10 protein-coding genes and 1 tRNA gene are annotated in these 12,910 nt (G+C 60.2%); 3 read left to right on the top strand and 8 right to left on the bottom strand.

Translation table 11 applies throughout. The features are described 5' to 3' along the window. Window positions 1-81 precede the first annotated feature (81 nt). From htpX to DKK75_RS00420, 6 genes are all read right to left on the bottom strand, one after another. Window positions 82-1,017: a zinc metalloprotease HtpX gene (htpX, locus tag DKK75_RS00445; RefSeq protein ID WP_110451510.1), complete on the bottom strand. Its 936-nt coding sequence runs from the start codon at window positions 1,015-1,017 to the stop codon at window positions 82-84. A 79-nt stretch (window positions 1,018-1,096) separates the two neighbouring features. Then, the gene (locus DKK75_RS00440; RefSeq protein ID WP_110451509.1) at window positions 1,097-1,681 is read right to left on the bottom strand and encodes a DUF4411 family protein; all 585 of its coding nucleotides are present in this window, start codon (window positions 1,679-1,681) and stop codon (window positions 1,097-1,099) included. After that, window positions 1,678-2,859, bottom strand: coding sequence for an ImmA/IrrE family metallo-endopeptidase (locus DKK75_RS00435; RefSeq protein ID WP_110451508.1), 1,182 nt, complete (start codon window positions 2,857-2,859; stop codon window positions 1,678-1,680). The genes DKK75_RS00440 and DKK75_RS00435 overlap by 4 nt, the downstream gene beginning before the upstream one ends. A 166-nt stretch (window positions 2,860-3,025) precedes the next feature. Next, window positions 3,026-4,492, bottom strand: coding sequence for an FAD-dependent oxidoreductase (locus DKK75_RS00430; RefSeq protein ID WP_181414403.1), 1,467 nt, complete (start codon window positions 4,490-4,492; stop codon window positions 3,026-3,028). Window positions 4,493-4,608: 116 nt separating this feature from the next. Continuing rightward, on the bottom strand, window positions 4,609-6,576 hold the full coding sequence (locus tag DKK75_RS00425; RefSeq protein WP_110451767.1) for a heavy metal translocating P-type ATPase: 1,968 nt from the start codon (window positions 6,574-6,576) through the stop codon (window positions 4,609-4,611). A 197-nt stretch (window positions 6,577-6,773) separates the two neighbouring features. Beyond that, the gene (locus DKK75_RS00420) at window positions 6,774-8,666 is read right to left on the bottom strand and encodes a trypsin-like peptidase domain-containing protein (RefSeq protein ID WP_110451506.1); all 1,893 of its coding nucleotides are present in this window, start codon (window positions 8,664-8,666) and stop codon (window positions 6,774-6,776) included. Between the two features lie 231 nt (window positions 8,667-8,897). Between DKK75_RS00420 and tgt the strand changes: the two genes are divergently transcribed. Further along, window positions 8,898-10,196 (top strand): tRNA guanosine(34) transglycosylase Tgt, encoded by a 1,299-nt coding sequence (tgt, locus tag DKK75_RS00415; protein ID WP_110451505.1) that lies wholly within the window; start codon window positions 8,898-8,900, stop codon window positions 10,194-10,196. Window positions 10,197-10,252: 56 nt separating this feature from the next. Then, window positions 10,253-10,335, top strand: a tRNA-Leu gene (locus DKK75_RS00410). 74 nt (window positions 10,336-10,409) lie between these two features. On the opposite strand, the gene DKK75_RS00405 is transcribed toward DKK75_RS00410, so the two are convergent. Beyond that, window positions 10,410-10,619 (bottom strand): hypothetical protein, encoded by a 210-nt coding sequence (locus DKK75_RS00405; protein WP_110451504.1) that lies wholly within the window; start codon window positions 10,617-10,619, stop codon window positions 10,410-10,412. Between the two features lie 105 nt (window positions 10,620-10,724). Between DKK75_RS00405 and DKK75_RS00400 the strand changes: the two genes are divergently transcribed. Beyond that, on the top strand, window positions 10,725-11,057 hold the full coding sequence (locus DKK75_RS00400) for a glycoside hydrolase family 88 protein (protein WP_110451503.1): 333 nt from the start codon (window positions 10,725-10,727) through the stop codon (window positions 11,055-11,057). A 423-nt stretch (window positions 11,058-11,480) separates the two neighbouring features. On the opposite strand, the gene DKK75_RS00395 is transcribed toward DKK75_RS00400, so the two are convergent. Further along, on the bottom strand, window positions 11,481-12,845 hold the full coding sequence (locus tag DKK75_RS00395) for a dicarboxylate/amino acid:cation symporter (RefSeq protein ID WP_110451502.1): 1,365 nt from the start codon (window positions 12,843-12,845) through the stop codon (window positions 11,481-11,483). Window positions 12,846-12,910 lie beyond the last annotated feature (65 nt).

Genomic DNA, 12,910 nt, shown 5'->3' with positions numbered 1-12,910 from the left:
TGGCCAATTCCGAAATTATCGATAAGGGCAGAGAGGCGGGGCTACCGCCATCAGCAGGCGGACGCTCAGCCCTCTGGTTTTTCAGTAGCCCACCTGGGCTCCACGCCCGGAATTCACCTGGGTCTGCCCCATCTCCTGGCTCATCTGCATCAGGCGGGCTATGCGCTCCTCGGTGGGAGGATGGGTAGAGAATAACCTACTGAACCCTTTGACCGAGAAAGGGTTCTCGATCATCATGGCAGCCGCGCTTTGGGTGCCAGCAGTCTGAGGCATGGGCACTGCCTGAGACCCGTAGGATATTTTGTTCAGCGCCGATGCCAGAGCCGCCGGGTCCGCAGTCAACCGACTGCCGTCCTCGTCGGCGTCATACTCACGGGTGCGCGAGATGGCCATCTGGATCAAGGAAGCACCCAGGGGTGCCAGAATCGAACTGACCAGCACGCCCAGGAGGCCAAAGACGCCGGAATCGTTATCCCTGTCCCGGCTGTCGCCGCCGAAATACATAAGAGAGTAACCCAGATAGGTGATGACCGTGGCCATGGCCGAAGCCACGGCAGAGGTCAGAATGTCATGGTTATAGACATGCATGAGCTCGTGGCCCAGCACCCCGCGAATCTCACGCTCGTTGAGAATGCGCAGGATCCCCTGAGTGCAGCAGACGGCAGCATGGCGCTCGTTGCGGCCTGTGGCAAAAGCATTGGGCGAGTCGGTGGGAGCGATGTAGATGCGGGGCATGGGCTTGCCGGCTCTGCCCGACAGCTCCCGTACAATCCGGTAGAGATCTGGGGCCTCCTGCTCACTGACCGGCCGGGCATGCATGGAAGCAATCGCCACCTTGTCGGAGAACCAGTAAGATCCGAAAGTGGTGGCCAGGCCTATGAATATATAGATGCCCAGCGTCCCCTGGCGACCGCCAGTCAGCCACCATATAAGCATGATGACGGCCCACATGAGGGCGAACAAAAGCGTCGTTTTAAGGCCGTTGAAATGTCCGTGAACCTTCAGCTTGCCATTCATGGGTTCCATGGTAGACAATGCCGCTGAATTTTTGCTGAACGACCACTGAAAAGATGGGACTGCCAATGCCCCTCTTCATTTAGAACAATACGATTGGATCTCTATCACGAGACTGAGGAACATACTTGGCTTTCTCCAACAGCCCGTTTTCGTCGAAGAACCGACGAAGATTCATGGTCTTCACCCCAAAATGATCCGCGATATTAGGTATCTTAGGTTCTTTCTTCATGTGCTGCCCTTGCTGCAGAGGCACTCGAGCCTCATCTGTCACAATGATTGCTTCCCTAACCTTGGCCACAGCAATTAGCCAAGGATCCGCCTTTGTTTCTGGCTCCCAGTATTGGCAGGATTCTTCAGTGTACTGCCCGCAGGTAACCAGATAGTCTTGGATTTGCGCATAAACATGCGCGTACCTGCTGTCTTTATGACTTATTTGACGGTCCTTGAACACTGAACGCGCCCAACGAGTCAGCATATCGGGATGAGCAGCCTTCTCGTTGAGCAGCTCATTATAGACGACATCCACCATGGCAATTGCATCCTCGTCAGCCAGCCTTTCCATCCACCGCCAGAAAGGGTGAAACTCCTTGTAGTCGAAAGGATGGTTGAGCCGGTAAGAGGCGATGAAGATATTCGAATCAGGCAGGTAGAGCGTAGCGGTCATATCAGCTTCTTTTCACGAATCAAACCTTGATAAGACTGCGGTGAGCGCACCCCCACCAGATCGAAACCCTCAGTAGGAGCCAGTCTTCCCCCGTCCATGGCAGCATTGACTAAGCGAACGAAACCGGTGTCAACCCTAGAGGCATTGGTCCTGTTGCCATTGCCGTGGGTTTCTGGCCCCTGATGGTGAGTGGCCTTGTTCTGAAGCTGCCGCTCCATTCGTGTCCGCAGCTCCTCAAGCGTATCCTCGCCAGTAAGGCCGAACTGATGGGCTTGTATGCCCATGGCCAAGGCACTTAGATGGAAGTCGTCAGCTATGGACTTCGCGGCATTAGCCGGTTCTTTGCCCTCGTCCAGCTTCTTCTGCCACAACTGTCGAAAGCGATCATCGTCAATTACTGTCTTGACTACTGCCCTGTTTATCGCACGCTCCATGGTCTTGCGATCCCCTCGTCCGCCAATACCGTCGAAGAGCTCATGAATGCCCAGTAGCACGTGCCCCACCTCGTGGATCAAAGTGAAGATCATTCCGCCAAAGGTATCATTCCTATTGATGAACACCAGCGGAGCCATATCGTCAATCAGCACAAATCCCCGAAATTCCTGAAGGTCCAGCTTTCGGGATCTTTTAGAACCCACCTGGGAGTTGAGCATGATCATGATGCCCGCATCAGAGGCCCGATCCTTGAGCTGACGGAAGCGATCGCTAGAATGTCCACCTTCCCAGGCAGAGCGCCCATCCAACCCAAGGGTAGAACGAAGCGCATCAGCCAAGGCATCGTCGTGCTCCGCATTTCTTACTGACCCGACTAGCGGGTTGGCATCCAAGCCGGATTCAAGCAATTCGTCCCTGGCCCACTCCTGTCTGAACCGCATCTGGTCGATAGTATCCTGCAGGTTTTGGCTGGGTTGCACAGCCACATTGCCTACAGTCCGATAACGCACCAGAGGCTCAGAGCGACGCTCCGGTACAACCGACCTGACCAAAGCACCAAAAGGAACGTGCAATGCATTACTTAGCTTCTCAACCTTGCTGAAAGATACGGACACAGGTTCCTTGGAGTCTAACCAATCCGGTAGCTGCTCAAAACCATCACGCAGAGACAGGGCCGCCGGATCGGCATCACTCTCCTCAACGGCCCACTGGAGAGTAGCCGGATAGAGAGTCAGGTTAGCCATGTCACGCTCCTTCGATTCCGCGAGGGGCTCTCAATAACAATAATAGCTGCGCGATGCCTATCCGTCCGCTGTAAGCACCCAGTAGTGAAGACCAAGAAAACAGGACCTGGATGAGGATTCATGAACCTCATCCAAATCCTGCCACTACTGGCCTAAGAGCGATCGCCTACTCGCCGTGAGCAAGCTGGCGGAGCTGGTCGGGGTCGATGACCTTGATGTGCTCGCGGCCAACCTTGGCACCCTCGGCCCGCTCGTAGGCATCGATCCGCTTCCAACCGGCGAAGTCGATGGGCTGGATGCCCTTATCCGCCAGGAAACGGTCGATCGAATCGTCATCCCGGTCCTGGGCGAAACGGCCGCGAGCCGGGCTGGCGGCCAGATCATCCAGCATGTTGCCGATGGTCTCCAGGGCATCGGACTTGGTGGATCCGATCAGACCCACAGGCCCTCGCTTTGCCCAGCCCGTGGCGTAGAGGCGGTCGATGGGTCGTCCGTCCTGCTCCTCGGGAGCAGTAGTCACGCGACCATGAACATTTGAGAGGGTATAGCCGGAGAAATCGTAGGGAATGCCGGGAACCTCGGCAGGCTTGTAGCCGATGGCATGATAGACGGCCTGTACCGGGTACTCCTCGTACCGGCTGGTCTCCTCCATGGTGCCCTCGGGCGTAACCTTGGTCTTCTCCACCCGAATGCCGGTCACCTTGCCTTCCTGGCCGATGATTGCCGCAGGCATCCGGTAGAAGTGCATATAGAAACGGCGGTCGGCAGGATTGCCCTCGAAGTCGACGCCGCCGTCCTCAGCCATGTCCTCGGCCATCTCCCTGATGGCGAAGAGCTCCTCCAGCATCTGCCGGGTCAGCTTGTCGGCACCGGCCCGATCGATGGTCTCCTGATCCAGGTCGAAGTCCTCCTGGTCGATAACGATTTGCACTCCGGGCAGCTTCTCCAGCTCACGCAGCTCCTGGACTGAGAACTTGGCCTGGGCCGGACCGCGACGGATGAACATGTGCACTTCACGGGCCTGGTTGCCCTGAATCCCCTGGTAGACATTGTCGGGGATGTCAGTGTCCAACAGGTCGTCGGCCCGCCGCATCAGGATTCTGGAGACATCCATGGCCACGTTCCCGCCCCCGATGACGGCCACCTGCTTGGCATCCAGGGGCCAGTCCTGGTCAGCGTCGGGATAGCCATCATACCATTCAACGAAGTGGGCGGCCCCGTGAACGCCATCGAGCTCGTGCCCGGCGATCTCCAAAGGACGATCGTCCACAGCGCCAGTGGCGAAGAGCACCACATCGTAGCGCTGAAGCAGGTCATCCAGATTGATGTCCCTGCCGAACTCCACATCCGCATACAGGTGAATCTCGGGGTTGTCCAGGGTCTTTTCCAAGGCACCCGCTATGTACTTGATGCTGGGATGGTCCGGGGCCACGCCGTAGCGGACCAGGCCGAAGGGAACGGGCAGCTTCTCGAACAGGTCAATCCGGGCCCGGTCGCCCAGACCAAGGTCGGCGCCCTTCTCCCGAAGCTGTCGCAGCAGAATGTCAGAGGCATAGACCCCTGCAGGCCCAGCGCCTATGACGGCCACGCGCAGCGGGGAGTCGGCTTCCTCGCCACGGGCCGGTGCGGGCATGGTGGAATCGTTGACATTATTATCACTCATGCTTGTCAGCCTAACGCAAAGCGACGGTCGGGAACAGGGCCAGGCGGACTCCATCCCCGGGACTTTCACCAAGCGTGGCAATAGCCTCAGTCCCGGTCTATCAGCGCAGTCAGAGCCCAGAGAATGGAAACCACATCGATGGCCTCCTGCGTGAAGGCTCCGACAACCACTGGAATCAGGTCGAAGGCGGCACAGAGCATGCCCACCGTAGCCAGCGTCAGCCCCAGCATGACCGCCTGGAGCATGACCCGCTTGGTCCTGCGGGCGATGGTGATCGACCTGGGCAGGCAAGCGATATCGTCATTCATAATTACGGCCTGCGCGGACTCTGATGCGGCCGTGGTGGTGCCGTCGGTAATGGCCATGCCCACATCAGCGGCAGCCAGGACCGGGGCATCATTGACCCCGTCCCCCACCATCATGGTGATGGATTTGGTCACTGACTCCCCTAGGAATTTAGACAGCCAGATGTCCCAGAAGGGCTGCCGGTTGGGCTCCTCCTTGGAGGCCTTGGCGATCAGATCGGCCTTGTCCTCAGGGAAGAGGCCAGCATGCACGTCGGCGATGCCCACCTGATCGGCGATGATCCGTGCCGAGACCTCCTTGTCGCCGGTGACCATGGATAGACGGGTGATGCCTAACTCCCGCAGTTGGGCGATGGTCTGAGCGGCATCCGACCTGGGCACGTCTTTCATGACGACCCGGGCGGCCAAGGCGTCATCAACAGAAATGTAGGAGGCCATCTCATCAGGTGCCAGGGGGCCGAATAAATCGCTTGGATGCCCGCCAGCCACAAACTGGGCTCTGCCCACCTTGACCTGATGGCCGTCAACCAGTCCCTGAACCCCGTTGCCGGAGTCCTCACGAACCTCCCGCGCATGCAGATGGATCTCACCGCTGCTCTGTGCCCGCAACCGCTCCTTGGCGGCGGCCCCGGCTTCGGCGATCCCGTTGGCCAGGATGTGAACCGAATAGGACTCCACAGCGCCCGCCATGGCCAGAATCCGGTCTGTATCGACCTCCTGCCCCCCACCGCCAGGCAGGTCGATCTGGGACACTTGGGGACGCTTGACGGTCAGCGTGCCGGTTTTATCGAAGAAGATGTGCGAGACCCGGCCCAGATTCTCAATCACGTCCTGGGTCTTGATCAGCAGCCCCGCCTTGGCCAGCCTTCCAGTCCCGGCCATGTATGCTACAGGGGCGGCGATCAGCAGAGGGCAGGGGGTAGCCAGGACCAGGACCTGAGCGAACCGGGTCGGCACGCCGGAGATGATCCAGGCCACGCAGGCGATGATGAAGGCCACCACAGTGAAGGGGACTGCCATCAGATCGGCTGTTCTGACGACTGCAGCCCGCGAGTTCTGAGCGGAACGCACCAGGCTGAGGATTCGCTGGTATTGCGAGTCCCGGGCCAGCTGCCGCGCCCGCATCAGGAAGGTGCCCGAGCCATTGACCGCCCCGGACATGACCTGGGCATCCTGGTAGAGCCTGCGAGGCATGGGCTCACCGTTAATAGTGGACATGTCCAGGGTGGCGGTGGAGCTGATCAGCTCGCCATCAACAGGCACGGTCTCGCCGGGTTTGACCACCAGAAGGTCGTTCAGACGGACCTTATCGACCGCAACCGTGCTCCAGTCGCTCTCCTTGGGAAGGCCATGCTCCCCCTCTGACAGGTCTGCCTGGACCACGTGGGCAACCTGGGGGGCGGCCTGGACCAATACCGTCAGGTTGTTCTGCGCCTTGTTCCCGGCGTACTGCTCGATGGCATCGCCTGAGTAGAGCATGAGGACCACGGCCCAACTGGCCCAATACTGCCGGACGGCGAGGGTGGAGAGGATAGCGACCACGGCCAGAATGTCCACGCCCACGTGGCCCTGGCGCACGTCATCGATCATCCCCTTGAGGGTGTCCACCAGCGAGACGGTCACCAAGGCTGCGACCAGCCATTGAGCGGCCTGACGATAGGGGTGCCAGAGCAGGCCCATGACCAGCCCGCAAGCCAGAACCACCCAAAGCATGGGGACCTTCTTGGCAAAACCCAGGATTCTTGACATGACCACTTCCCCGCTCCGGGCTTGTCGACCCGGCAGCCGCAGCCGGAACACGGCTCTCTTCTGCTCTTGACATTTCAAGCTTATACCGCGCTAGGGCCGGCAATGAGCAACGGATATGACCAGGGACCGCACCCGCCACGTGACGGATGCGGCCCCTGGGTTTAGTGACGGATGCGGCCCCTGGGTTTAGTGCCGGATCACTGCCCGAAGAAGAAGCGGAAGGGATCCATGGAATCATCGTCGTCGCCCGAACCGCCCTGGTCGGAGTCGCCGTCCTGACCACTGCCGTCCGAGTTCCTCCTGTTGGTCCTGGGCTTGCCCTGTACGGTCTGCTCCTCGCTGTCCAGGGTGGCGTTCACCTCGGCGGTCTTGCCGTCGCGCACCACGGTGATCTTGACCGAGTCGCCAAAGGCGGCTGCTCGGACAAAGCCCAGCAGAGAGTAGTTGTTGTTGACAGCATGGCCATTGAAAGCCACGATGGTGTCTCCGACCTTGATCCCGGCCTTGTCAGCCGGGGAGCCCGAAACCACATTGGTGACCTCGGCGCCGCCGCGGGTGACCCCGTCTGCCTGGGCTGTGCTGCTCTGGATGGTGACGCCCAAGGAGACGTGCTTGGCTTTGCCATCCTTGATGATCTCGCCGGCGACCCGCTTGACCAGGTTTGACGGGATGGCAAATCCGATGCCGATGGACCCTGCCTCAGACTTGGAGGAGGCCATGGAAGCGATAGAGGAGTTGATCCCGATCACCTCGCCTGCCGCGTTGAATGTGGGGCCGCCCGAGTTTCCGGGGTTGATGGCCGCATCCAGCTGGACCGCATTGGTCACGATGGGGTTGTTGTTGCTCTCATCCAGGACCGAGACCGGGCGGTTCAGAGCCGAAACAATGCCGGTGGTGGCCGTGTTCTCGTAGCCTAGAGGGTTGCCGATGGCCATGACATTCTCGCCCACGGCCAGCTTTTCGGAGTCGGCGAACTTCACAGGCTTCAGATCGGACGGCGCCTGATCCAGGCTGAGAATGGCCAGATCGGCAGTGGTGTCGGTGCCGACAACCTTGGCCGTATACATCTGCCCGTTAGAGAGAGTGACGTGGATCTCCTTGGCACCATCGATCACGTGGTTGTTGGTGACCACATGGCCCTGAGTGTCAAAGACCGCGCCTGATCCGGCCCCCACCCCGCTCTTGGCCTTCACCTGGATGGAGACCACGGACTCGGAGACCTGTTTGCTGATGTCCTGCCAGTCAGGAGCCTGACCGCCCTGAACCTTGGCCGTGCCCTGACCCGAGGAGTTGGAGGAGACTCCGCTGAGCGAGGGGGATGAAGGCGGGGTGATCCATCCGTTGGACAGCGCCGCCCAGCCTAGGCCCAGCATAAGGGCTGCAGCTACTAGGGCGGCCACCACGGCGGTAAAGACGTACTTGCCCGTGCCGCTCATGCTGCTGCTGGCGTTATTGGCAGGACCAGGCTGGCCGTTGGGGCCGCCGGAGCCGAAAGGCGCAAAGGGTCCCTGGCCCGAGGGTTGCCCACCCTGAGGGTTCTGGCCGACATTCTGGCCGGGCTGACCCGCCTGGCCGTTCTGACCGAACTGGCCTGGATACCCATATTGTCCGAAGAAGCCCCGCTGAGGACCGGAGCCATACCCCTGACTCGTCTGCTGCTGACCCTCATCAGCGGCCCCATTCCGTCCGTCGTTGGCAGATGGACCTGAGCCTGCAGGAGCATAGGCTCCATACTCCGGCGCTGGCCGATAGTGAGGCTGCTGTTGTGTCTGTGCATCCTGCCCTACGGTCGAGCCGTTGACAAGGGGTGCTGAAGCCCCGGCGCTGCGATCGTCATTCGACCCGTTTTTCGTAGTCGCGGCCCGGGCGTCACTACCAGACATAGGAATAGGGGTCGTAGGCCTCTGATCCAAGACCCGGGTCTGCTGATCGCCTTCTTCTGATACGGAGGTTTGCGCAGAGTCGGTCTGGTCCTTGAAGGCTCCCGCCTCCTGCCCCTGATCGGCGGCCCCGCGCTCGATGTGGCTTGGCTGCCAGGACTGACCATCGTCGCCGCCCCTCCAAGGGTCGACCTTGTGCTCTTCAGCCATTTCTGCTCCTTCGGATCAATGCCGCTGCCTGCTATTCGGTCACGCTTGTCAATCTACCCCGTCGCCTGTGCTTTTTGCCGTTTCCGACTCACAGGCGAAGAGGGCCCTCGCGTGCATTGCTACTAAGTCTAGAGCTGGAATGCTGAATATTATCTGGACATTGCATGAAAGTCATATCGACTACCCACCGGGCAGCAGGGGACGGTTGGATGTCTTGGATACAGTGGAACCATGAGCCTGATCACCAACCCGTTGGGAGCCACGCCAGGCCAACCCGGCGACCGCACCGCTTTCTCTTTCGAGACCCTGAACCGTTTGCCCGACACCCCCGAAGGCCTGGGACGCAATGGCCGCCGCTACGGCCGCACCGGCATCATCCACACCCCTCACGGAGACATCCACACTCCCGCATTCATCCCTGTGGCCACCCAGGCGGCCATGAAGGCCGTCCTGCCCGAACAGATGCGGCAGCTGGGCGCCCAGGTCCTTCTGGCCAACGCCTTCCACCTGTTCGAACGTCCCGGCCCAGATATTCTGGACCAAGCTGGAGGCCTGGCCCGGTTCATGAACTGGGATGGCCCCACCTACACCGACTCAGGCGGCTTTCAGGTCCTCTCGCTGGGGGCGGGATTCAAGAAAACCCTGGCCATGGACGTGACTGGCATGAAGTCGGACCAAGTGATCGCCGAAGGCAAGGAGCGCCTGGCCTTCGTGGATGAGGACGGAGTCACCTTCAAGTCCCCGCTCAACGGCGACCGGCACCGCTTCTCGGCTGAGATCTCCATGGGCATCCAGCACCGCATCGGCGCCGATATCATGTTCGCCTTCGACGAGCTGACCACCCTGATGAACACCCGAACCTACCAAGAGCAGTCAGTGGAGCGCACTTTCCGTTGGGCGAAACGCTGTGTGGACGAGCACCACAGGCTGACCCAGGTGCGGACCGGGAAACCCTACCAGGCGCTGTTCGGCGTAGTGCAGGGGGCCAACTATGAGGATCTGCGCCGACGAGCCGCCCGTCAGATTGCATCCCTGGACTTCGACGGCGTAGGCATCGGAGGCGCTATTGAGAAACGGCTGCTGGGGCAGACCTGCGCCTGGATCTGCGACGAGATGCCCGAATCCCGACCCAGGCATGTGCTGGGCATCGCTGCTGTGGACGACATCTTCGCAGGCGTGGAGAACGGCGGAGACACATTCGACTGCGTATCCCCGGCCCGTTGCGGCCGCAACGGGGCCGTCTTCACCCGTGACGGCCGCTGGAACATCAAGCGCGCCCAGTTCAAGGCTGATTTCAGGCCCATCGAAGAGGACTGCGACTGCTACACCTGCACCCACTACTCCCGGGCCTACATCGACCATCTGCTTCGCGCCCATGAACTCAACGGCTACACGCTGGCCACCATACACAACGAACGCTTCTTTGTGAGACTGCTGGACGAGATACGCCAGTCCATCGACGGCGGCTACTTCGACGAGTACAAGCGGGAGACGCTGGCGAGATTCTACGCCCACGGATCCAAAGGTTGAACCAACACGCCATCATTGCGCCGTGCAGACAACCGTGCTAACCTTTCCAGTTGTCTGCGAACGTGGCGGAATGGTAGACGCGCTGTCTTCAGGTGGCAGTGAGCTGATGCTCGTGAGGGTTCAACTCCCTCCGTTCGCACGAAACGAGATGCCGTTGGCAAGGAGTCTTCCTCGTCGACGGCGTCTTTTATATTCAGGCCTGCCAAGCTGCTTTTACAGGCGAGCGGCAATCATCTCTTCGATCTTCCCATCCTCGGCATTAGCCATGAAGTACTTTGCGAAATGCTCGCCGGAAATGGTCTCTTCAAGGAAGCCCTGGTCAATCCGCTCCAGCACCACCTCTGGCAAGGGACGATAGATCTGATCCCTTGCATCACCACGCAGGATGCCGGCATTGCGAAATGAACAGGGCCACGTACTCAATCACGATCGCGCATGCTTGGACGACATCCAGCCAGGCATCCTCCTCGCTCCGCTCTATGACCATTTCCGGATCCCCCCCCGGTACAAGACCGGACCGGACCCCAGTTGGCCGACGACCTTGGAGCCTATCCGAAGAACGACGAGGGCGGATTCTGGCACAACGACGGAGTACCGAGGCGGATGCGGCTGGACGAGCTCTATATGGGCGGCTCAATAATGGCGGAATACGGCACCCGCTTCGGACGCAGGAATGTGGTGGACGAGGCTGTCAGGCAGGCCCTCCTGATGCAGAAGAAAACCCGCGTTCCTGAAACCGGGCTCTGGCGGCACGCCTATGATCCCGACCGGAAAGAACCCTGGGCCGACCCTGTAACAGGCCTCTCGCCCGAATGCTGGGGGACGGTCCATCGACTGGGTGACCATGGCAGTGGTCACTGAACCGCAACTGCTGCCGCAGGGCACCCGGACCGCGAGGATATGCGAAACCTGGCCGGCAACCTGCTGACTGCCGTCTGTCGCTATCCGGGTCCCGACGGCCGCTGATGGCAGGTTCTCGACAACGTTGGCAAAGAGGGCGACTGGCCTGAGAACTCCTGCACCAGTCTCTTCGTGGCCGCCACCTGCAAGGCTTGTAGACCCAAGGCATTCCGGACAAGGCCTATCTGGAAGCGGGGCAACAAGGAGTACGAGGAGTCATAACGAGCCTTGAGCAGCAGGAGGATGACCTCCTCATCGGCGACATCTGTTAGGAACCGGCCCCGGCAGCTATGAGGAATACCGCCAGCGACCCACTAGCATCAACGACATGCACGGTGTGGGCGCCTTCCTGCTCATGTGCGCAGAAATGGAACGCATCCGGGCCTAGTCTTCTGCCTGTTGCATCTCTTTATCCTCTTCAATGTCCTGGTCGTCGAAGACCTTGCGGCCCTGGTAAAGATCAAGGTCCAGCTCATTCTCGGTCCTGGCCACGATGACTGCGGTATTGGCGGCACCAGCCACGTTCACCAGCGTGCGGCCCATATCCACCAGCTGGGAAATAGGCTGCATGATAGCGATGAAGGGTACGGGCAGGCCAGCCGCGGTGAAGAGAGAGGTGGCGGTGATTGTGGCTGTACCGGGCACGCCCACCGTCCCCACGGAAACCACCAGAGCAAAGACGATCAGGAGAGCGAAGCGCAAGGGGGTGTAAGGAATCCCCTGGGCATTGATGGCGAAGACAGCCAGGAGAACGGGCCAGAGCCCGGCGCATCCGGGCATGCCCAGATTGGCTCCCAGACTGGCCACGAAGGAAGCCGTCTCTTCAGGAACCCCGGCCGAGCGCAACTGACGAACCGTGACAGGAATGGTGCCGATGCTGCTCTCAGAGGTGAAGGCCACCACCCCCGCCGGCCAAAGGGAGCGGAAGAAGGGCAGAGGATTGACCCGACCGACGAGGGCCAGAATCAGGGGTTGGACCAGGAAAAGCTGAATGGCCAGACCCAGGTAGGCCACCAGAAGAACAGCAAGCAGGGGCAGAAGACTTTTCAGATTGCTGCGACCGATCGCGGCGGCGATCAGGGACAGGACCGCATAAGGAGTGAAACCGACCACGATTTGAGTGGCCTTGGATAGGACCACATTGCCCGCTTCCACAAAAGCCTTGAAGGGGGCCACACTCTGTTCCCCGCGAGAGGTTGATGCGGCCTTATTCAAAGAGACGGCCAGGAGGATGGCGAAGATCACCACAGGAATGACCTGGTTGTGGGCCCAGTTGTCTGCCAGATTCGAGGGGAAGAGACCGATCAGGGTATCAACCACTCCCGGCACCTCGTGAGGCTTGGCCCCCTTGGGCAGAGCCTGATCGAACCCTTTGCCGACCTGGAAGAGCAGCCCTAGAACCAGAGCGATCACGGCGGCCGTGAACGTGTTGACCAGCAGCAGAACGATGGTCTTCAGACTGATGTTTTTCAGCCGACCGGACCCGCCGATACGGCCTATGCTGGCGATGATGCTGAAGAGCAGGAGCGGCACTACGAGGGCCGAAATGACCTCGGACCAGACGTTGCCGAATGCCCCCACATAAGTCGTGTGACCGGAGAAGCCCACACCTACCAGGATTCCCAGCACCGTCGCTATGATGACCCGCCAACTGAAGTTGACCTTGGTCTTTCTGCTCAGCAGGGCCAGCCCCGCAAAGAGGATGACGACCACTATCAGGGCCGCCCAATCCCAGCTCGTTTCCGACATTGCCTCTCCCCTTCGATCGCTCATTGCCAGGACCGAGCGGCCCGTGACTGGAGTTCAATCTAACA

Source organism: Bifidobacterium asteroides (assembly GCF_003202695.1).
GTDB classification, from domain to species: Bacteria; Actinomycetota; Actinomycetes; order Actinomycetales; family Bifidobacteriaceae; genus Bombiscardovia; species Bombiscardovia asteroides_G.
Note: the sequence above shows the minus strand (reverse complement) of the source record. Positions and strands in the feature narration are given on the sequence as shown.

Coding starts and splice junctions, on each gene's coding strand:
- htpX (WP_110451510.1), bottom strand. CDS start 1,017: ATGAATGGCAAGCTGAAGGTTCACGGACATTTCAACGGCCTTAAAACG.
- DKK75_RS00440 (WP_110451509.1), bottom strand. CDS start 1,681: ATGACCGCTACGCTCTACCTGCCTGATTCGAATATCTTCATCGCCTCT.
- DKK75_RS00435 (WP_110451508.1), bottom strand. CDS start 2,859: ATGGCTAACCTGACTCTCTATCCGGCTACTCTCCAGTGGGCCGTTGAG.
- DKK75_RS00430 (WP_181414403.1), bottom strand. CDS start 4,492: ATGCCCGCACCGGCCCGTGGCGAGGAAGCCGACTCCCCGCTGCGCGTG.
- DKK75_RS00425 (WP_110451767.1), bottom strand. CDS start 6,576: ATGTCAAGAATCCTGGGTTTTGCCAAGAAGGTCCCCATGCTTTGGGTG.
- DKK75_RS00420 (WP_110451506.1), bottom strand. CDS start 8,666: ATGGCTGAAGAGCACAAGGTCGACCCTTGGAGGGGCGGCGACGATGGT.
- tgt (WP_110451505.1), top strand. CDS start 8,898: ATGAGCCTGATCACCAACCCGTTGGGAGCCACGCCAGGCCAACCCGGC.
- DKK75_RS00395 (WP_110451502.1), bottom strand. CDS start 12,845: ATGTCGGAAACGAGCTGGGATTGGGCGGCCCTGATAGTGGTCGTCATC.